Source organism: Sphingobium sp. V4, assembly GCF_029590555.1.
Classification (GTDB): Bacteria; Pseudomonadota; Alphaproteobacteria; order Sphingomonadales; family Sphingomonadaceae; genus Sphingobium.
Genome location: NZ_CP081002.1, coordinates 1,127,519 through 1,146,955, shown reverse-complemented (window position 1 = coordinate 1,146,955; position 19,437 = coordinate 1,127,519). Strand labels below are relative to the sequence as shown.

Annotated in this window: 22 protein-coding genes and 3 pseudogenes; 12 read left to right on the top strand and 13 right to left on the bottom strand. The window is 61.1% G+C overall.

All coding sequences use genetic code 11. The features are described from left to right. Positions 1-48: 48 nt before the first annotated feature. Positions 49-378 carry a hypothetical protein gene (locus K3M67_RS21035; RefSeq protein ID WP_285833314.1) on the top strand — a complete coding sequence of 110 codons (330 nt, stop codon included), beginning with the start codon at positions 49-51 and terminating at the stop codon, positions 376-378. 148 nt (positions 379-526) lie between these two features. Here K3M67_RS21035 and K3M67_RS21030 read toward each other — a convergent pair. Continuing rightward, positions 527-733: pseudogene (locus K3M67_RS21030) on the bottom strand (DUF2493 domain-containing protein); the annotation flags it as partial. Between the two features lie 66 nt (positions 734-799). Between K3M67_RS21030 and K3M67_RS21025 the strand changes: the two are divergent. Genes K3M67_RS21025 through K3M67_RS21015 form a run of 3 tightly spaced genes read left to right on the top strand, consistent with a single transcriptional unit; the run spans position 800 to position 4,329 of the window. After that, positions 800-2,080 (top strand): tyrosine-type recombinase/integrase, encoded by a 1,281-nt coding sequence (locus K3M67_RS21025; RefSeq protein WP_285833313.1) that lies wholly within the window; start codon positions 800-802, stop codon positions 2,078-2,080. Then, a complete protein-coding gene (locus K3M67_RS21020) occupies positions 2,077-3,273 on the top strand; it encodes a site-specific integrase (RefSeq protein WP_285833312.1) in 1,197 nt (398 codons plus the stop codon). Before K3M67_RS21025 ends, K3M67_RS21020 begins: the two co-directional genes overlap by 4 nt. Continuing rightward, positions 3,274-4,329, top strand: a complete 1,056-nt coding sequence (locus K3M67_RS21015; protein WP_285833311.1) for a hypothetical protein — start codon at positions 3,274-3,276, stop codon at positions 4,327-4,329. Positions 4,330-4,334: 5 nt separating this feature from the next. On the opposite strand, the gene K3M67_RS21010 is transcribed toward K3M67_RS21015, so the two are convergent. Further along, the gene (locus tag K3M67_RS21010) at positions 4,335-5,018 is read right to left on the bottom strand and encodes an acyl carrier protein (RefSeq protein ID WP_285833310.1); all 684 of its coding nucleotides are present in this window, start codon (positions 5,016-5,018) and stop codon (positions 4,335-4,337) included. Between the two features lie 147 nt (positions 5,019-5,165). Here K3M67_RS21010 and K3M67_RS21005 point away from each other — a divergent pair, with 147 nt between their 5' ends. Then, a complete protein-coding gene (locus K3M67_RS21005; RefSeq protein WP_285833309.1) occupies positions 5,166-6,371 on the top strand; it encodes an ImmA/IrrE family metallo-endopeptidase in 1,206 nt (401 codons plus the stop codon). 6 nt (positions 6,372-6,377) lie between these two features. Then, a complete protein-coding gene (locus K3M67_RS21000) occupies positions 6,378-6,884 on the top strand; it encodes a DUF4411 family protein (protein ID WP_285833760.1) in 507 nt (168 codons plus the stop codon). A gap of 22 nt (positions 6,885-6,906) precedes the next feature. On the opposite strand, the gene K3M67_RS20995 is transcribed toward K3M67_RS21000, so the two are convergent. Beyond that, positions 6,907-7,242 carry a metalloregulator ArsR/SmtB family transcription factor gene (locus K3M67_RS20995; RefSeq protein ID WP_285833308.1) on the bottom strand — a complete coding sequence of 112 codons (336 nt, stop codon included), beginning with the start codon at positions 7,240-7,242 and terminating at the stop codon, positions 6,907-6,909. 212 nt (positions 7,243-7,454) lie between these two features. On the opposite strand from K3M67_RS20995, the gene K3M67_RS20990 reads away from it, so the two are divergent. Continuing rightward, positions 7,455-8,294, top strand: a complete 840-nt coding sequence (locus tag K3M67_RS20990) for an acyl-CoA desaturase (RefSeq protein WP_285833307.1) — start codon at positions 7,455-7,457, stop codon at positions 8,292-8,294. After that, on the top strand, positions 8,291-9,643 hold the full coding sequence (locus K3M67_RS20985; RefSeq protein ID WP_285833306.1) for an SRPBCC family protein: 1,353 nt from the start codon (positions 8,291-8,293) through the stop codon (positions 9,641-9,643). The genes K3M67_RS20990 and K3M67_RS20985 overlap by 4 nt, the downstream gene beginning before the upstream one ends. On the opposite strand, the gene K3M67_RS20980 is transcribed toward K3M67_RS20985, so the two are convergent. The 6 genes and pseudogenes from K3M67_RS20980 to K3M67_RS20955 all read right to left on the bottom strand — a co-directional run bounded on the left by K3M67_RS20980 (position 9,633) and on the right by K3M67_RS20955 (position 14,593). Then, positions 9,633-10,562, bottom strand: a complete 930-nt coding sequence (locus K3M67_RS20980) for an SLOG family protein (RefSeq protein WP_502958913.1) — start codon at positions 10,560-10,562, stop codon at positions 9,633-9,635. The two genes, K3M67_RS20985 and K3M67_RS20980, sit on opposite strands and share 11 nt — an antisense overlap. 419 nt (positions 10,563-10,981) lie before the next feature. After that, positions 10,982-11,137, bottom strand: a pseudogene (locus K3M67_RS20975) (DUF6117 family protein); the annotation flags it as partial. A 31-nt stretch (positions 11,138-11,168) separates the two neighbouring features. Next, positions 11,169-12,220: pseudogene (locus tag K3M67_RS20970) on the bottom strand (DUF2493 domain-containing protein). Between the two features lie 96 nt (positions 12,221-12,316). Then, positions 12,317-12,775: a DUF736 domain-containing protein gene (locus K3M67_RS20965; protein ID WP_285833758.1), complete on the bottom strand. Its 459-nt coding sequence runs from the start codon at positions 12,773-12,775 to the stop codon at positions 12,317-12,319. Positions 12,776-13,095: 320 nt separating this feature from the next. Continuing rightward, positions 13,096-13,308, bottom strand: coding sequence for a hypothetical protein (locus tag K3M67_RS20960; RefSeq protein ID WP_285833304.1), 213 nt, complete (start codon positions 13,306-13,308; stop codon positions 13,096-13,098). Between the two features lie 121 nt (positions 13,309-13,429). Beyond that, positions 13,430-14,593, bottom strand: coding sequence for a winged helix-turn-helix domain-containing protein (locus tag K3M67_RS20955; RefSeq protein ID WP_285833303.1), 1,164 nt, complete (start codon positions 14,591-14,593; stop codon positions 13,430-13,432). Positions 14,594-14,694: 101 nt separating this feature from the next. Here K3M67_RS20955 and K3M67_RS20950 point away from each other — a divergent pair, with 101 nt between their 5' ends. After that, a complete protein-coding gene (locus tag K3M67_RS20950) occupies positions 14,695-14,856 on the top strand; it encodes a hypothetical protein (RefSeq protein ID WP_285833302.1) in 162 nt (53 codons plus the stop codon). A 163-nt stretch (positions 14,857-15,019) separates the two neighbouring features. Here K3M67_RS20950 and K3M67_RS20945 read toward each other — a convergent pair whose 3' ends face one another. Further along, positions 15,020-15,304 carry a hypothetical protein gene (locus K3M67_RS20945; protein WP_285833301.1) on the bottom strand — a complete coding sequence of 95 codons (285 nt, stop codon included), beginning with the start codon at positions 15,302-15,304 and terminating at the stop codon, positions 15,020-15,022. 105 nt (positions 15,305-15,409) lie between these two features. On the opposite strand from K3M67_RS20945, the gene K3M67_RS20940 reads away from it, so the two are divergent. The 3 genes from K3M67_RS20940 to K3M67_RS20930 all read left to right on the top strand — a co-directional run bounded on the left by K3M67_RS20940 (position 15,410) and on the right by K3M67_RS20930 (position 17,787). Further along, the gene (locus K3M67_RS20940; RefSeq protein ID WP_285833300.1) at positions 15,410-16,786 is read left to right on the top strand and encodes an IS701 family transposase; all 1,377 of its coding nucleotides are present in this window, start codon (positions 15,410-15,412) and stop codon (positions 16,784-16,786) included. Positions 16,787-17,001: 215 nt separating this feature from the next. Then, positions 17,002-17,277 carry an HU family DNA-binding protein gene (locus K3M67_RS20935; protein WP_095687240.1) on the top strand — a complete coding sequence of 92 codons (276 nt, stop codon included), beginning with the start codon at positions 17,002-17,004 and terminating at the stop codon, positions 17,275-17,277. Positions 17,278-17,433: 156 nt separating this feature from the next. Further along, positions 17,434-17,787: a DUF4186 domain-containing protein gene (locus K3M67_RS20930; protein ID WP_285833299.1), complete on the top strand. Its 354-nt coding sequence runs from the start codon at positions 17,434-17,436 to the stop codon at positions 17,785-17,787. A 176-nt stretch (positions 17,788-17,963) separates the two neighbouring features. Here K3M67_RS20930 and K3M67_RS20925 read toward each other — a convergent pair whose 3' ends face one another. The 3 genes from K3M67_RS20925 to K3M67_RS20915 are packed head-to-tail and all read right to left on the bottom strand — an operon-like array spanning position 17,964 to position 19,429. Continuing rightward, positions 17,964-18,275: a type II toxin-antitoxin system RelE/ParE family toxin gene (locus K3M67_RS20925; RefSeq protein WP_285833298.1), complete on the bottom strand. Its 312-nt coding sequence runs from the start codon at positions 18,273-18,275 to the stop codon at positions 17,964-17,966. After that, a complete protein-coding gene (locus tag K3M67_RS20920; protein ID WP_285833297.1) occupies positions 18,272-18,526 on the bottom strand; it encodes a type II TA system antitoxin, ParD family in 255 nt (84 codons plus the stop codon). The genes K3M67_RS20925 and K3M67_RS20920 overlap by 4 nt, the downstream gene beginning before the upstream one ends. A gap of 60 nt (positions 18,527-18,586) precedes the next feature. Beyond that, positions 18,587-19,429: a hypothetical protein gene (locus K3M67_RS20915; protein WP_285833296.1), complete on the bottom strand. Its 843-nt coding sequence runs from the start codon at positions 19,427-19,429 to the stop codon at positions 18,587-18,589. Between the last annotated feature and the right edge of the window lie 8 nt (positions 19,430-19,437).

Below are 19,437 nucleotides of genomic sequence, written 5' to 3'. Positions count from 1 at the left end.
CAATATCGACCTTGGCGGGCAGACCTTCGCAATTGTGAAGGATAACATATGCCCAAAATGAATGATCGCGAACGCCTTGCCGATCTTGAGGCAAGGGAACGAAAGCTCGCGCAAGAGGTGTTGGGCGCCCGCCGCGCTCTGCGCGGCAGATATGCCTCGATGGTCGGAGACCTGGCCGTCGAGCAACTGAGCGAACGCGCCTTTCGCGAAATCGTGGGGCACGCAATTCGCATCGGCGGCGACCGGGCCATGGAAGCCTTGCGCGCGATCGATCGGCTTGAACCCGGCAAAATCTCGACCGGCAAAACAACCCGAAGGGTTGTCCCTGCAGCGAGCACGGCGGAGCCGCGCGCAGCTGGCCAGGATCAGTCAGGCTGATCCTGCATCGTTGCGCGACGGGCGCGGACGGAGGACGCTTGCGGCCTCCATCCGGGTCCCCGAGCGCGACGACCATTCCCCCACTCGACAAAAAAGAGGCGGCGGAGCCGCGCGCTCCACCGCCTCTTTTTGCCCTCCTTGGCCGCTTCTATCGGCTCGCGCGACCTTGACGCTGATCACCGAGGGCGAAGAAATGCGCCGGAACCCCGAGCCTGCGCACCTCGCGCGCCAAATGGCTCTGCAACCCGGACCCCTGGCACACGACCGCCTCTACCGGGCGGAGCCTGAGCAGTTGCTCGTTGCGCGCGAACCCTGCCCTGTTTCCGAGTTTCCGGTCGAGGCTGAATGGGATGAGATGACACGCGTTACGCAGTTACACTGCTGAAGTATGGGGAAAAACGCCGTAAAATCAGTGCGTGAGATGCTGGGGCTGCTCGGCAGCGGGTATGCCGTTGAAGGCCATATGGTCCCCGCAAACGACCGGAATTCCGCGACTTTCGACCCCGGTTTTGATATGGGCGATGGCCATATGGTCCCCACGCGGCGAAAGCCCGGGCGCCGGGCACTTCTCGATGGCAACTTTGCGCGGCGCAAGCTGCCGCTGCGCGAGACGGAATACTGCATCTGGGATACGGAACTTGCGGGCTTTGGCCTGCGCGTCAGGCCGACCGGCAACTATTATTGGTTCGTTCGCCTGCGCCATCGCTGCAAGCATCGCCGGATCACATTGGGCCGATCTGACGAACTCGCGGCAGAGCTCGCACGGGCACAGGCCCGGCGATTGCTGGCCGAGGTGGCACTCGATGGTCTGCCCAAGCGCGCAGTGGTCAAGGCGACGCCGATCCTGTCAGACTTCGTCGATACCTACTGGGATGACCTGTCACGGGTGTGGAAAGCCTCGACGACCAAGCGAAACTGGAACGCATGGAAGACTGTCATTGCACCGGCCTTCGGCGCGATGCGCGTGGCGGACATTCTTCCCGCCGACATTCACCGCTGGCGAGATGATTGCGCGGGCACACGGGAGGGGCTGTTCAATCGCGCCCTGCCGGTTCTGGCAGCGCTGCTCAAATATGCCGAGGCGCTGCGCTTGCGGCGAAAGGGCTCCAACCCCTGTCGGGGGATGCCTCGCTACAAACGTGAACCGAAGGAGCGATACCTGACGCCAACGGAGTATCGCCGGATCGGCGCGGCATTGCGAGAACAGGAGGCCGCCTATCCCGCACAGGTTGCGCTCACGCGGCTGCTCCTGTTCACGGGCGCGCGCGTAGGCGAGATATTGAATCTCCGCTGGGAGTGGGTGCAGCCGCCGCGCCTCCTTTTGCCGGACAGCAAGACCGGAGCCAAGACGATCTGGCTCAACAGCCAGGCGCTTGAGGTGCTGGAAGGGATCGAGCGGCACGAGGATACTTCGCTTGTCTTCCCGAACCGCGCCAGGACAAGGCCGCTCAACTTCGACAACTGGTGGCTCCCTTTCCGTGCGCGCTGCGCCTTGCCCGATGTCCGGGTCCACGACCTGCGGCATAGCTTCGCTTCGACCGCGATCATGGACAATGTGCCACTCGCGACCATCGGCAGGCTGCTCGGGCATGTCCTGCCGGAAACGACTGCCAAATACGCCCATCTGTCCGATGACGTAATTGGCGATGCCGCCGACCGCATCGCCGGATCGCTGGCGCAGGCGATCGGGCTACGTCCATGACCGCCGCCAGCCTCAAACGGATCGTGGAGGAAGCGCTCGCGGAGGTTGGCGCGAACGTCAACTTCCTGCTCGTCCCGAAGGGCAAGGCGCGGTCCACGACCTGGCTGGGGATCGAGCACGGCTTTGGCATCCGGCACTACCCTAGCGGCCGCAATGTCTACATCGTGCAGACGCGGATGGCGGGGAGACTGCGGACGGTCACGATCGGCCCGGCCTCGGTGCTGACCCGCCACCAGGCGCAGATGGTGGCGCGGCGCGTCATCGCCTACGCGCAGGTCGGGCGCGATCCGGCGACTGACCGCAAGCGCATCCGCTCCGCACCGCGGTTCGACGATTTCCTGCAGGAGTATTGGTCTCGCTGGTCGCCGCAGTGGAAGGCATCGACGCTCGCGACTCATAACGGCTATCGCCGCCAATATCTCGACGGCGCCTTCAAGGCCGTGTTCATCGACGAGCTGAACGAAGGGCATGTGACCAAGTGGTTCGCGGAACTCAACAACCGCACCGGCCCAGGCGCGGCGAACCGAACGCTCGAAATACTCAAGAACATGCTCAACAAGGCCGAGGTTTGGGGATACCGGCTCGAAAACACCAATCCTTGCCGGTCGGTAAGGCCGAACAAGCGGAGGCAGTGCGAACGGTTTCTATCCACCGAGGAACTGGACCGGTTCGGGGAAGTGCTCGCCGAACTGCGCGCCAGCGACAATCTCACGATCCGGTCAGGGTGCGCGGTCATCACGCTGCTCTTGCTGACCGGCTGCCGCTACCGCGAGATTCTCACCCTCCAATGGCAGGACGTGAAGGGCAATCGTCTGCTCCTGCGCGACAGCAAGACCGGCCCGCGCACGGTCTGGCTTGGTTCAGCGGCGCGTGAGGTCATCGACAGTCTGCCGCGCCACCCAAAGATCCCTTGGCTGTTCTGGAACTACCAGTATCGAAGGCCGATCAGCTGCATCAAGCATCTCTGGCTTACGATCCTTCAACGGGCCGACCTTGGCAAACTGCGCATCCACGACCTGCGCCACACGTTCGCCAGCCATGCCGCGATGAGCAAGGAAACCTTGCCCATGATCGGACGACTGCTCGGCCATGCAAACCATCAATCGACGGCCCGATATGCCCATCTCGATGACGAGCACTTGCTCGATGCCGCGCAGCAAATCGGGGATGCGGTGGAAAGTTTGATGGTTTAGGTGATCAAAATTCTGACCTGCTTTGGCCACAGGCTGACTGGCCGCTCCCTTAACCCGAACACGCTCATAATCAGCGAGCTGGGTCATGCGTCTGCGGCGTCGATGCGGGAATTAAAGACCAAATACGAGAAACGGCACTGTCCGATAGCCATGGCAATGAAGCGTATTTTCAGCGTAATGTATCGCCAAATGATGGGGGACATCGTGCCGTTTCAACCCTTTGGTTACAGGTTTGACCTTGAGTCCCAGCTTGATGCATCGACGGTCAAAACCGCGATTCGCAAACGGAAAAAGCGTTGGCTCGAACCCACGAATGGTCCGAGAGGTTGGATTCTGGGTCCCTTTATCTGCCTGTGGTACAGTGCTTTTGATCGATATGGCCCAATGCTTTTCGGCGTGATTTCTTCGAGGAGGCAGGGAGCAAGCATTCGAGGGCTTGCCGGTTCCGACCTAAATGGAGTGATAATGTTCTCGCTCCTTATCCCACTGATGGCCTTCATCGTTTTTCAGCTCATCTCCAGCGGCCAGGCATCGACCCGTCAACTGGTTGTTATCGCCTTGGTTTTCATGGTTGGCGGCCCACTGATTTACTGGTCGGCACACAAAGATCGGCGGGAGGCCGAGCCGCTCGTCCGCTTTTTGCACGATACAGTGACCATTTCTGGCAAAGCGCTACGCACGAGGCCGCCCAAAGGTGTCATTCGCAGCGACTTGGTTCTTATTATCGCGGGCGAGCAGTTCGAGGGGCCACCCACAACCGAGGCTCTTCACGATTCTTTGCTCAATGTAGGGCCTCGCGCATTCGTGATCTTGGAGGCAGGCCCAGAAACCTATCTCCAAACAGCGTTCCAAGACGGCAATTATGTCATTGAAATGCGTGAAGGAGACAGCCAGCATCACTTCAGCGCGGTTTCCGGTAAGTTCACATCATCGTCCGAGACTGCCCCAAACGAGACGTTCAATTTTGACGAAGTGCGTGAGATATTCTTAGCTTACGCGACTGGGTCGTCGATGCCTCGCTGGCTCAGATGGGAACGCATACCGATGCCCACATGACGGCATTACGCTGTCGCTTTCTTCGGAGCCAGCAACAGCGTTTCCGGCCAAATTTCGGTCTTCAAAAGCTGAGTGTGATCGGAGAGCACATCCGTGAAGGCTTTCCATGCTTCTTTCGGCCCAATCCGGGCTCCTTGGTCCGCCAGCGCACCGATGCTGCGCGATGCGACTATCCTGACCAGATCGCCGAACGTCTCGGCCTCGTCGGGCAATCGGATCGGCGCAAACCAATAAAACCCGACTCCAAAAGCTGCGGACGGGAGAGCAACCCACCACGGCATACCGATGGCGAAGAGTCCGAATGGAAAAACCGCAACGAACAGCAGCGCCAGGCATCCCCACAAGGTGATGTATTGCGGAGGAGGGCGCAGACCGCATTCGGCTTCGATGATTCGGTGCAGTTTCCGGACAGGCACGGCTCTTAGGGCCATGATAGATGTCTTCGGCTTCAGGGCGATCGCGGAGTGCGGCTGCAGTGCCCGCCGCAACCGATAGAAGCACATCGCGGTCGCGCATGATTGCCCGCTAGGCATTTCCGGGAGGCGGGCTTCGATCAGTTCGAAGAGCTGCCCCACGGTCGAGCACCGACTAATCTCTTCATCCACCAGACGGATGCCGAAAGCAGCCTCGACATCTTCGATCAGTTCGACGTCGTCCAGGTCACCGGCAAGCCCAAGGGAAGAAGTCATATCGTTCTCCAGAGTTCGCACGTTATGCGTTGCGCACCGTTCGAACAACATGTTCTGAGTCCCGAGGTATGAGTGCGGCTGTCGAACAGCCTTCCCACCGAGCAAATTCCGCTCACGCTTTGCCTCATCTTGTGCGAATGAGGGCCAATGCCGGTGGTGAAGCCTTCGATCCTACAGTGGGCGCGCGAAAGCGCGGGGCTTTCGCTTGAGGAAGCGGCAGCCAAGGTAGGCATAAATCCCGCCCGTGGGGTTTCAGGTGCTGACCGTCTGCTTGCTCTGGAAACCGAGGAAGGCGAGGTTTCGCGGCCGGTCTTGCTGAAAATGGCGAAAATCTATCGCCGCCCGCTTGTGTCATTCTACCTGGATGAGCCTCCCGCTCGGGGGGACCGGGGCGAGGACTTCCGCACCCTGCCTGATCGTCACACTGGCGGCGAGCCGCTTGTGGACGCACTGGTTCGCGACATCCGTTCCCGGCAGGCCGTCGTGCGCGCCGTGCAGGTGGAAGAGGAAGAGGCCGAGCCCCTCCCGTTCATCGGCTCGATGTCGCGCAACGACGGCGTTGGCCCGGTGCTGGCGTCGATCCGCCAAGTGCTTGGCCTCGACCTTGCAGCATTCCGCGCCCAGGGATCGGCAGATGCCGGCTTCGCCCTGCTGCGTAGCCGCGTCGAAGCCGCTGGAATCTACGTACTGCTGATCGGAAATCTCGGAAGCCACCACTCGGCAATCGATGTCGATGCTTTCAGGGGCTTCGCTCTCGCCGATCCGATTGCACCGTTTGTCGTGATCAACGATCAGGACGCCAAGACGGCTTGGTCCTTTACTCTGCTGCATGAAGTCGCTCATCTCTGGATCGGCGCAACCGGCGTGAGCGGAGGGCATTTCGAAGGCGCGGTCGAGCAGTTCTGCAACGATGTCGCGAGTTCGTTCTTGCTCCCGCAGCGGGAGCTTGATCAACTCCTGATCACCCGCGCGACTGACCTCGGTGAAGCGGCACGATTGGTGACCGAGTTTGCCGAAGTGCGGTTGGTGAGCCGTTCCTTGGTGGCTTACCGGTTGTTCCGCGCGGACAAGATCACCGAGCGCACCTGGCGGGCGCTGACCGATACTTTTAGGGTCCAATGGCTGCAAAGCCGCGCGGCCCAGCGAGAACGTGCGCGGGGCATGGACGGCGGCCCCAACTACTACATTGTCCGGCGACACCGCCTCGGCGCGGCATTGCTCAATTTCGTGGCCCGAAACATGAGCGAAGGGGTGCTCACACCCACCCGCGCGAGCAAGCTGCTGGGGGTTAAACCCCGGAGCGTTCACACGCTGCTGAGCGGTGCCGCGCTTGCTATCGAGCAGGGTGCCTGACGCATGTTGTACCTGCTTGATGCCAACGTGCTCATCACGGCGCAAAATCTCTATTATCCTGTCGATGCCGTGCCGGAGTTCTGGGAATGGCTTGTCCACATGGGCAACGCGGGCGAGATCAAAATGCCGATCGAGACGCTCGAAGAAGTGAAGGACGGTAGCAACGATGCCGAGCGTGATTTGCTCTATGCCTGGATTCAGGACGACGCACACAAGGCCGCGATCCTTTTTGACGAAGACGTTCAACCCGCCTTGGTGCAGCGCGTCACTAATCAGTACGCGCCAGATCTGACGGACGACGAACTGGAGGCAATCGGTCGCGATCCATTCCTGATTGCCCATGCATTGGCTGATCCTGCAAACCGCTGCGTGGTGACGACGGAAGCGTCAAAGCGCCGACAGCAGCGGCAGAACCGCCGTATCCCCGATGTCTGCGCGGATGTCGGCGTTCAATGCTGCGACACATTCACGATGTTGCGTGCGCTGCGATTCAGCACGCGTTGGCGGGGATGAGGTGAAAGTCCTTCGGAACATCCTACGATTCATCTGATCCTTCGTCTCGCGCAGATTTGCGCGCAGATAGCTCTGCACTTTCGCGCTTCAGGGGGCGCGAAACCGGGCACACTTCCTGCACATAGGAATTCAGCGTGTTGACCAAATTGTCTGGAATCAGACGGTAGAACACGAACTGGCCACGTTTTTCACTGGCTATCAAACCTGCATTCTCGAGAATGGAAAGGTGCTGGGAGACGGCGGGCTTTGACATCGAAAATCGCGCGGCAATCTCACTCGCGTTCAGCTCTGTCTCCGACAGATAAGCGAGAATTTTGCGTCGCGGGGCCGACCCCAAGGCTTCAAAGATCTTTTGCATGCCTTCAATTAAGGAATAAGCTAATCACTTGACAACCCTAAATCGACGATTAAGCCATAAGTTAATTACCTAGTAGACGTGGAGGCGTGGCTGTGACGAATGGGGCAGATCAAGATAGGTGCCAGGTTAACAGCCTCGTCGAGATGCGGGGGTCTAGCCCCTCGCATGGCAGCGTGCGGTGGGACCCGGCCCACTCCCTTTGGAACGGAGGAATGCTCGCCGCGACACTGGTTTTAAGTCCTATCTACTGGGCTTGGGATGCGTTCTTGGTCTTCGTCCTGCTAACCGGAGCATCGCTCTTGCTCGGCCACAGTGTCGGCTTCCACCGGCGGCTGATACATCGCAGTTTTGAATGCCCACTGTGGCTCGAACGGTTCCTCGTCTGGGTCGGAACGTGCGTGGGGATGAGTGGGCCGTTTTGGATGATCCGCACTCATGATTTGCGAGACTGGGCTCAGCGCAATCCACACTGTCACGACTATCTCGCTCACCGTGGCGGGATGCTGCGAGATTACTATTGGCAAGTACACTGTCGCTTGATTCTGGACCAGCCACCGACGTTCGATCTCGGCCCGGCAGGAGATGATCCGTTCTACCGGTTCTTGGAGCGGACCTGGATGCTACAGCAGTTGCCGATCGCGGCCCTGCTTTTCGTAGGTGGTGGATGGAGCTGGGTCATCTGGGGGGTCTGCGTCCGGGTGACTGCGTCGGTTACCGGCCACTGGTTTGTCGGCCACCTCGCCCATACGCGCGGTCCGCAAAACTGGACCGTGATTGATGCAGGGGTGCAGGCGCACGACGTGCCGTGGGCCGCTATCCTGACCATGGGCGAGGCATGGCACAACAACCATCACGCCTATCCCGGCTCGGCGCAAATCGGCATCCATCCCGGTCAATCCGATTGGGGCTTTGCATTCATCCGCCTGTTGGAGCGCGCCGGTTTGGCTTGGGATGTGGTACGTCCCGAACAGCTCGACAGGGCGAAGGCGATCCGACGGATTGGCGCGCCATCACCCCACTCTGTGCAGACTTTGAAGGAGGCGCGACCATGAGCGCCAGCCGGTCTGAAATCCTGCGCCGGGTTGCCTATCTTGCGGCGACGATTTCCCTTATCGCCAGCCAGAATCTTGTCGCTTGGTTTGCAAGACAAACCTATGCGGACGAGCGTCCGCTCGATCTTGAATTTTGGCTTACCCCGCTGAGCAGCACTCTGGAACTTTGGAGTCTCCCCGCGATCTGGGGCGCGGTCATTTTTGCTTACTGCCTGCTGGTAGCGTGGCTGCTTGCCCTGCTTTCCTTCAGGCTCGCACAGCGGACAAACCGGGGCTTTGCTCTGGCTGTGCTGAGCGTTGTTCCAGTGGTCCAATTGGCAGCCATCGCGCTCAATGCACTTCTCCCGTCGAAGGGCGCTCTCGACGAGGAGGGACACGCAACGCGCCATGCTTCCAAGAGTGTCGCGCTGGGCCTGCTTGCAGGCGTCGCGCTCATCGTTTTTGCGGTGCTGATTTCGGCGGTGACGTTTGGAGCGTATGGCTGGGGACTGTTCGTGATGACGCCCCTCCTGGTCGGGATCACGACGGGATATCTGGTCAACTCCGAAAGCGATCTTGGCTCGTCGCGGACGATGAAACTCGCCATTGCTGCGGCGGGGCTCGGGAGCCTCGCACTTGTCGTCCTCGCGCTTGAAGGGATCGTCTGCATACTCTTGGCCGCGCCGCTCGCGGTTCCCATCGTCATGCTGGGCGCGGCTCTCGGCAGGGGCTTGGCAATTGCTCGGCACAACCGCCGAAACCCGCTCGCAAGCGTCGCGGTACTCCCGATGATTTTCATGGTCGAAGCCGCTGTTCCGCCGGAAGCGCCGATTGCCACACAGTATGAAATCAAGATCGGCGCAACTCCCGAAATGGTGTGGCAGGCGCTTACCAGTTCGGAGCCGATCGAAGTTGCACCTGGTCTCCCGGCGCTCGCAGGGCTGGCCTATCCGATGAACGGAAAACTTGAGGGCGAAGGTGTTGGCGCAAAGCGCATCGGCGCCTTTTCGACCGGCACGGCTACCGAAGTGGTGACAGAGTGGAAGCAGGATCGCGTTCTCGCTTTTCGTGTCGAGAACCAGCCCCCGGCGATGGAAGAAATGAGCCCATACCGGCGAGTTCACGCACCCCACGTGCAAGGCTATTTCTTGACCGGCGAAACTCGTTTCGAGCTCATGCCGATCGGCTCGAACCGAACGCTGCTGCGAGTATCGTCGGAGCACAAACTGCGGATTGATCCGGTGCCTTATTGGGAGCCGATCGCCCGCCTAGCCATCCGTCAAAACGTGGGGAGAGTGCTGGAGGACATCAAGGAAAAGTCCGAACGTAACAGCGTCGGGGCAACGCTCTCCATATCGACTAACCGGTGATGGCTATTTGGTCCCCAATTGAGAACATACAGGGCTCGGCAGCATCGCAAGAGCGTACTTTTTCCCACCGGTTCAGTCGCTCGAATGCCGCATTCAGGCGCGAAATCCCAAGGAATTCAGGCCCATGTTTCCATGCGTAAGGTGATGCGAAGACCGGATCGGAGCATGCAGTTTGAAACCGGCTTGACCGGCACACCGTACGCGCCGCCCAAGCCGCCGCGATCGCGTCGCACCCCTTATCCTGCCCTGTTGTCGCGAGAACCATCGTTGGCACCCGCACCTTGATGCTATCGAGCGCTGCATAGAGAAGGCGGTGATCCTCCCAGACCTGCCCGCCGGAGAAGATCACGACCGGTCCCTTGGGCGCGCGTGCATCGATATGCCGCTTGCGCCGGGCCGCCAGGTAATCGGTCGCCGCCACCACCGGTGCGGTCCGCTTGGATGAGACCAGCGAGGCGCGCGGGGCTGACCAGGGCCGTCCGGTCTCGGCATGGTAGGTCGCGGCGGCATAGTCGCGCATGCACGCCAGCGCGTCCTGGGTTTCGTCGAGCGACTGGCAGAGCATCTGTGCCTCTTCCAGTTCGACGCTGCCAATCTCGCTCCCGTCATTCTGTTCAATAAGCCGACGGACGGCCATCGCCGCCTTGTCCGCTTCCCCCTCAATCTGGCCTGCAACCTTGTGGAAGCTGTGGACGATGCCCCATGCGATCCGGTCCGCCATGGCCTCCAGCCGGGTATCGCGCAGGACATCGAACAGGGTCGTGACCAGCAACTCGGTGGCCCGGGCGACCACCTCGCCATCGGGCATCGGCGCTTGGATGACGTCGTCTCCGCGCGCGATGCGGTAGCTGTCGGTCGTTTCGATAAAGGCGTCGGCGAAGCGATCCAGGGTTGCGTCGCGGTCAGTCATATTCAGCATCGGAACCTCCTTCATTTGCTCTTCAAGAGGTTTCCTCTTCCACACGGGCTCGCCTCGGCGGGGTCAAGGATCGTGGCGCAGCCACGACCGCGAAGCGGCGATGGGGGTCACGATTTTTTCTCGCGCGCACCGCCGTAGCGATGGCGCGCAGGTGCCCGCCCGCGAGAAAAAATGGTGGGGCCCCGTCGTCCTTGAGGCCGCCGGGGTTTCCCGTGTAAACTTATCCCGCTTGTTGAGAGAAGAAGAGAGGCAGCCTCCATGGGGGCTCGATGCCCCCATGGAGGCTTGGGTCCAGACGCAGCGCTCGCCCAACAGACCCGTAACCGACGGTGCGCCCTCTCCCATTGGATAAAAAAAAGGGACCGACAGCCGGGGTGCTGCCGATCCCTTGGAGAACTATCCGGTCGATCTTATCTTATTCAAATCGGCGGGACATAGGCGTCATAGGGATTGCCTTCGACCAGATGGCCAAAGGGGGTCATCACATAGTCCGAACCATCTCGACCGATGGCACAGATCACAAAGCGCGGATCACCCGTCTGCGTATCCTGGCACTCCATGAGGGCGAGATTGCCGTCCCCCGCCGCGCGCAGCAGGGTCTGGAAATTAGTGCGCAGATAGTTGGGAATAGCCATGCGCCGCCTCCCCTCGATTGCTCGCCTGACGACGTTGCCGCGCCAGCACGGGTGTGTCGGGCGCCTGATCCGCCCGGTGGAAGGCGTGGATCGGAACATCTGCGTCCCGCAGCAACTGATAGAGGTTCGCCTGGATACCCACCCCTCGCAGAGCAAAGCCTCGACGGGGTTCAGTTCGAGAATCTTCCGGTTCCGCTTGAAAGCGGTCTTCCTCCCCGAACCGTAAAGGCCGTAAACCACGACCGGGACGCCTATTTCGGTCCTCGCCGCCCAGGCCGCAGCGATCTGGTCGACGCCCCGCCGTTGCCCGGTGGTGATGAGGGTCATGTGCGGGATACGCGTTTTGATGAGATCGAGACGGTCCCAGATGAGTTTCCAGTCATGCCAGTCGGCAGGCCCGGTCACGACCACGATCGGCCCCTGCGGCATATGCTTTTCGCGTATGGCAAGGGTGCGCGCGCGCAGAAAATCGAGCGCCGCGATCTGGCTCGCGCTTGATGCAGTCGACGCCCGGGTGCCCCGCGCGGGCGTCCATGGCCACCCCGACAGAGCACGATACATTTCGGCGGCATAGTCGCGCATGCACTCGATCGCATGGCGCTGTTCCGCGATCGACTGGCAGAGAAGTTGCTTCTCCTCCAGGGAGGTCGTGTACACTTCGCTGACGTCCGGCTCGCGGGCAAGTTCGCCGACCTCCTGTGCAAGCCGGTCCTCCTGTCGTTCGAGCTTTCTGGCGACGAAGCGGAAGCTGTTAACGATGCCCCAGGCGATTTCGGGGGCAAGCGTCTCAAGCCGGGTATCGCAGAACAGATCGAATATGGCGGCGACAATCCCGCCGCATTCCGCCTGCGCGGCGATGGCTTCGGGCATCTCATACTCAGCCGGTTCTTCACCCGGCGAGACGATCGAGAGGCCAAGCGGGTCGCCGAAAGCGGCCTGGAATTCAGGGGTTGCGGTCATCTGGGCGTAGAGGGTGGGCAGATCGGCAAAGCGATCGATGCTGCTGCGCGGGGCGCTGGCCATGGCGCGGTCCTTTCATATTTGAAGGGAAGACATGCGGACGCAAAAAAGGCCGGGAAAGCGGATGCTCTCCCGGCCCATATTCGCTTCGCCGGGTTCTTAGTAGGGAACCTCGTCGTTGAGATCGTTCCTGCCCATGAGCGATCCATCGGCGCCGGCAGTGCTTTCACCGAAGCCGGATTGCCCGCGCTCGTCATAGGAGCGCTGCGACGCCCCGAAGCCACCGTTGAATTCCGCACGCAGCGTCTCACGGCGCCAGGCGATGGTGTAGCCGCCGTCTTCGGTCGGGAAGAGAGCGACAGGCAGCGGTTCGGGAAGGCCCGGATCGTCGACCGATCCGGCAAGGAACGCTTCCCCGGTCTTCTTCGAAGCCGCTTCCCAGAGCGCACCGATCTGAACCCAGCGGCGGGCGACATTCAGCGTGAGGATTTCGTACAGCGGCGCGCGATCGCTCATGCTTTCGACCTTGCGCAGACCGATGCGCGGCAGGTCGATGGTGCGCGTGGCGATCGAGCCCGTCAGACGACCATTCACATTCTGGATTTCACCGATATTCATGACTTCAACTCCTTGGATGATGCCGCTCTCGACCATTCGAAAGCGACACCCTCCAAAATCCTCCTCCCCTCTGGTCCCTGCCCGCGCGCCACGCACTGCCCTCTCAAGAGGGCACGACCTCACCGCCCCCGCGCCCTCCGACCCCTCGACAGCGCGCGCGATAGGTGGCCACGGGCGTGATCACCGACGAAAGATATGAAGCCAAAGGTGCCGCGCGGTGCGGCGCACAGGGAGACGATCAGGGGTCGACGCTTGCAAGGCGCGATCCCGTAGGGGACGGAGCAACGTCCCCTCAGCCCGCCAGAGGGATAAGATGACTGTCAGTCCGGTCTGCCGGTAAGAGCGATATGCGCCGAGCGCATATAGTGATGAAGCTCGACGCCGCCGAGCATCAGGCCGTCCGCCAGCGCCTTTATGTCGGTCAGATTCGACTCCGCTTTGAACGGTCCATCCTCCTGGCTCTCGATCGTGAGAATGCCGATGCACAGGGCCTTTTTGACCAGGTGCAGATCACGTCCTTCAAATTCAGTCATGACGGGCTCCTCTGCCCCAAATGCGCGGCACTTCATAAACCTTTCGAGGCCGCCTTTCGACGGTTTTCACGCGGGAAAGAACGATCCGACCCGGCTCGAAAATCGCTAAGAACCTGCGGGGTCAGATTATGGGCGCGACCAGCTCCAGTTTGAGCCACTGGGCGAGAAGCCCCAATTCCGCAGCGAGTTGTCCATGCGTGTCTGCCGGGGCGCCAGATTCCATATGGACAGATTGCACAAGCAGCCGTCCCGATTTCCTGTCTGCCTTGAGATCGGTCCGCGCCACGATCCGGTCACCCAGCAGGAAGGGGAGATCATAATAGCCGTGGGACCGCTTGGGCGCCGGAGTGTAGATGCCGATACGATAGTGGAAGTCGAACAGCTTTTCGGTTCTGGAGCGCTCCCAGATCAGGGGATCGATGGGCGAGAGGAGCGCCCGCGCGGTCATCCGGCGCGGCGCCTGGGCGTAGCGATGCAGGAACATCACCTGCGACATACCCTCCACCGTGAAGGGAACGAGCGCCCTCTCCTCCTGCAGATCCTGGATGGCATCGCTAGCCTCATCGGGCTTCAACCGGAAATAGTCCCGCAGATCAGCAGCGGTCGCGATGCCGAGCGCCCGGGCGGATTGCTCGATGAGCGCACGCTGGGCGTCGCGCGGCTCCGGTGTCGGGATGGCGAGGATGTCGGGCGGAATGACGCGCTCGGTCAGATCATAGACGCGCTCGAAGCTGCCACGGCGGGTGGCCGTGGTGACGTGCCCCGCCCAGAAAAGCCATTCGAGCATCTGCTTTGCCTCGCCCCATTCCCACCAGCCCGATCGATTGCGCGCGCCCTCAAAGTCGGAGGCCGCAAGCGGGCCGTCGGCCCTGAACCGCTCGAGCAGCGTCTCCGCTTCGCCGCGCCGCTCTCCGGCAAAGGCGCGCAGTCCCTTCCACCCCGCCTCGCCCCGATCGGCGCGCGCCATCCGCCAGCGCAGCAAGGGGTGGCAGTCCATCGGCAGAAGCGAGGCTTCATGCGCCCAATATTCGAACAATTTTCGGTCACGGGCCTTCCCCCAGGCGGCCTGGTCGAGCCAGTTCCGGTCATAATCGCCCAGGCGCGAATAGGCCGGCATATAGTGGGCTCGCGCCAGAACATTGACGCTGTCGATCTGGTGGAGCCCAAGGCGTTCGGTCGTCCGCCGCAAATGCGCCTTACCGACGCTCGCGGGCCGGGATCGGCCGAAACCCTGGGCGGCGAGGGCAATGCGCCGGGCCTCGCGAAGCGATATGCTGTTCGTCATGTCGCCCGTTGCTAGACGAACGAAGGAGACAATGACATCAGCGATCGGCAAGCTATCACGGGTGCTTGGCGGGAAGAGGTCATCGATCTACCGATGCTACCATGAGTCGTCCCGACATCAGCCTCGCCGTCGTCGGCGCCATCCATGAGAATAAGGAACGCAACAACCGGCTGTTCGAGATCAGGCTCTGTGTGCCGGGCGAAGCAGTCGATCTCGTACCCGAGCCCAAGAACCCGTTCGATCCGTCGGCCATCGCGGTCTGAAGCGTGCGCGGCGTTCAGATCGGCTATCTGTCGGCGGAGCGCTGCGGCTGGATTGGGTCGCGCATGGCCCAGGGCGAGGAGATCCGCCCTATTTTCCAGGAATCGACCAAAGGCGGCGCCATCATTCGAATCAGCTTCTCAGCTCGACTTTGTACGTTTTTGATCAGGTCCAGGTCCAGAAGATGCTGTTGGTTGCGACGTGGTCGAGGGCCTGATCGAGGGGTAGGACGCATCCGCCCATGTCGTCGATATCGTCCCATTTTCGTCGATGCGACCAATAGGCGATCCTGACTTCGTCACCTGTGCCAGTTGGCTTGAGGCGCGCGATCGGCGCCTCATTTGTGAGCAGGTAGAGGTGGTAAGCGCCTTTCTCCTCATACCAGCCTACGCCGCCGCCATTGGCTGCGTCAAATTCTTCAATGCGCGCTGCGATTTCGTCTTCATCCATGGCGCGACCGTAGCTTCCTTCAGGTCAGAGCGCATCTGATTCACCTCGCCGCATCGCTCCAGCCATTGCCTTGCAACCCGTGCTGGTCGCGATTCGAAGCATGGGATGCTTCATCATTCCAAGGCCGCTGTCGGCGATCCCGTTCCCCAGATACTGCGCCACTGGCTGCGGGCATGGCGTTCTTGCTTTACCGCGCCCAGTTGGGAACATGTGCTGGTTCTGGTGATGGGCGCCTTGCTTGCGCCCGGCAAGCGGACCATCAGTTCCTGTTTACGCATGACCGGTCGGGCCCAGGCGGCCAATTTTGCCAGCTATCACCAGATCCTCAGTCGCGCCCGCTGGAGTTCTCGCGCTGTCGCCAGGCAGTTACTGGCTATGGTGGTCGAACGGCTCGTGCCCGACGGCCCGGTTGTCATCGGTATGGATGACACCATCGAGCGCCGATGGGGGCGCCGGATCAATGCGCGGGGTATATACCGTGACCCAGTACGCTCCAGTCACGGCCATTTCGTCAAGGCCAGCGGGCTGCGCTGGTTGAGCTTCATGGTGCTCACCCCGGTGCCGTGGACTAGCCTGATCAAGGCCTTGCCGGTCTTGACGTTGCTCGCCCCTTCGGAGCGATCCAATCATCAACGCGGACGACGTCATAAACTACTGACTGACTGGGCCCGGCAGGGCGCACTACAACTGTGTCGCTGGCTGCCGGGTCGCCGGATTATCTTCGTCGGTGACAGCAGCTTCGCCGTCCATGAACTGGCCCATGCCATTACACCGCGAGCAATGCTCATCAGCCGGTTGCGATTGGATGCCAACCTGTTCGCACCGCCGCCGAAACGGACCTGCCGCACGATGGGGCGGCCTGCGCAAAAAGGTCCAGCGCTGCCAAAGCTCAAGACCCTGCTGTCCAACCCTGCAACAAGCTGGACAAAGATTGTCGTCTCCGCCTGGTATGGCCATGCCGAAGACAAGGAACTCGAAATCACGTCCGACACCGCCATATGGTACAGGCCCGGCACACCGGTATTACCCGTTCGCTGGGTGCTAGTGCGCGATCCTGATGGAAAACGCGCCCCGCAAGCGTTCTTCAGTACCGATGTCACTCTCGAGCCCGCCAACATCATCGCCCTGTACGTCCGCCGATGGCAGATTGAGGTCACTTTCGCCGAAACTCGAGCCCACTTGGGCGTCGAGACACAGCGCCAATGGACCGACAATGCCATTGCCCGGACCACCCCGGCTCTTCTCGGTCTATACAGCCTGGTGTCGTTGTGGGCCTCCGATCTGCTCACCAGCGCAAGTACCGCTTACGCCGCCGCGTGGTATCGAAAGACCAGTCTGACGTTCAGCGACGCCATCGGTGCCGTCCGTCTCCAACTATGGGTCGGCGACATTAATCAACAATCCCCGCCAAACCGCGAACCGCAAAAAATCCCAGCATCCCGCGTCATACGTATGGCACAGGCACTATGCTTCGCCGCCTAAACGTACAAAGCCAAGCTCAGGGATTGATCCGGTCCTGTCCCCTGCGCGCCCGCGCGAACCAGAGCCGTGTCCCCATGATGGTGAGAGCGGCTTCTATCCTGACTATATCCCGCCCGACGATTAGCGCGCTGGCCGCAGGAGTAACCATGAAAATGGCTGTTCCACCGCTTTTTCCGCCGCTATTGCGGGCGCCTCACTTCTGAGAGGGATATCCAATGAACAATAGCGATCTGGCTGAAGCACTGGCCGCCGAGCATGGCGTCACCAAAGCCGATGCCCGCAAGCTGGTCGATTCGGTCTTCGCGAACATCGCCGGCGCCGCGGCGAAGGGCGAGGAAATTTCGCTGAACGGGTTCGGCAAGTTCAAGGTCAAGGACCAGCCCGCCCGGGAAGGCCGCAATCCCTCGACCGGCGCGACGATCCAGATCGCCGCGTCGAAGAAGCTCGCCTTCACGCCCGCCAAGGCGGTCAAGGATCAGTTGAACGGCTGATCGATCCGGCGCTCCGCGCGTGAAGCGCGGGGCGCCTCCTCGACGAGCGCGCCTTCGCCACCGCCAACGGCACCATGTCCAGCGCCAGCAAGAAATAGCAGCCCACGGCATCGAGAATGGATGCAACGTCGTGGAGGCTGCATATATGCCATCGGCATGGACGACTTCACCCCGCTCTTCGCTCGCCTTGGCCGATCGGCATTCCGATCGCGTTTCCGGTTGAACGCGAAGGAACAGGCCTATCTGGCTGAACGCGGTATCGAGACGATCCTCACCCATGCGGAAGAGTTCATTGCCCAGCGGCTGGCGCCCGCGCTGCCGCTCAATGACGGCAAACAGGCACCGATGCGCGGGCATCCGGTCTTTGTCGCGCAGCATGCGACGGCGACCTGCTGCCGAACCTGCCTCTCCAAATGGCATGGTATCGCTGCCGATCAGAGGCTCAGTGCCCAGGACCAGCGCTATATCGTGGCGGTCATCAGGGACTGGCTGAGCAATCGCCATCCGTGACAAAAATGCCCGATCATCGCGGGGATGATCGGGTCAGGAAGAAGTCTCGTCAGCCAGAGCCAGGAGCCTTCAGGTCGCAGACTCGCTGTATGTCCCCGCCCTGGCCCTGTCATACCCTGTTGGGGTGATTACCGCAGATTGCCGACCGTCGTGTAATGTCCGCCTCGCAAGCTGCCCTAAGCCAGCCTGTTTTCCAGCTGCACCATCAAATCCATGCGCTCATGGAAAATGGCGACGATGAGCGCGGGCTCATCTCGTCGATGCAAGCAGAAGATATAATGATGTTCGCAATGGGACATGCGAAGACCCGGATGGAGATCGCTCATATCCCTGGACGCGGCCTGGCCCATCGCAAGACGCACGATGCCGCGTTCCAGCCTGGTCATATAGGAGCGCACCTGCGTGTCGCCCCACTGCTTTTTTGTGTACCGGACGATGCCGCGCAAATCGTCCGCCGCAGCCGCGGTGAGGACATAGGGGGCGGTCAAGCGTGGCTGGCCTTGCCGAGTTCCTCGTCAACAATCGAACCGAAGTCCTTGTCGGAAATCCCGCCCGCCAGCCCTTGGGCAATCCGCTCGCCCAGGAGTGCCTTGAGCGCTTGCCAGGGTTCTTCATCACCTGCATCGACAGGGAAGAGGCGCTCGATCGCATATTGCTTGATCGTTTTGCCCTGCAACGCCGCCAGAGCTTTCAGGCTCTGATGCTGCTGCTCGGAAATATCTATCGTCAGCCGACTCATGGCAACCTCGCAATTTTCACCACAAACCCCCATTAGCACAAATGTGGATTTGTGGTTACATCATCCATCGAGATTGGTCAGACGCACCATATAATGCGGCGAAGATCCCTGGCCGGGGCCGAGGTGGGTTCGACAGGCGTCGAGGATCCGCTCCCAGATGGGTGCCGGGGTGTCCGCGTTGCTTCCTTCGCCGCTCAGGCTGGAATCGACCATGACGATCACATCCGACCATTCAACCGGCTCGCCCCAGCAATGCCAAGTAATTTGGGCTGCACGGTATCGAGCCAGTCCCTGAACGCAGGGTGGCGGAAATATGCCGGCGCATTGATGAGCAGGCTCCGGCCGACCAGCGGCCGATCCGCTGGATCGGGCGCTGGCAGAGCTGCCGGCGAACCTGTACTGCCGATCCGGACGGTCCAGTGCCACCCTCAGGGCCTCGCCGGTTGACTGGATATCGATCCGGACAGCAAAGATGACGCAGCGGCCCCCGCCAAATTCACCTGGCCGCGCCCGCGAACAGGTGACCGCCCATTCGAAGCAAACGGGCGCCTTTGCAAGCGAGGCCTTACAGCATCGCCGAACAAGCTCGGCGATGGGCCAGGGCTGGAAATCGACCGTGCCGGAAATCATCGGGGTCGAGACGGTGGGCTCCTCGAAACTGTTCCCTCCCGTAAGGTCAGCCCCCAGGATCGGAAACTTCGCGTCGTCGAATATTGCAAGCAAGCCGCTCCATGGGTCGCCGCCGTCCGGCGGCGGAAAGGCAGCCAGCAGTTCCTGACTGGGTGCGGGCGGTTCCAGTTCGCAGTTCAGATCGTTGGCCGCGTTGAACGCCTCCTCCAGCAACGCCATTTCGGCGTTGGTGCAGCAGAAGGTAAAGCAGGCAGAATAATAGGTGTCGGCCATGGAATTAG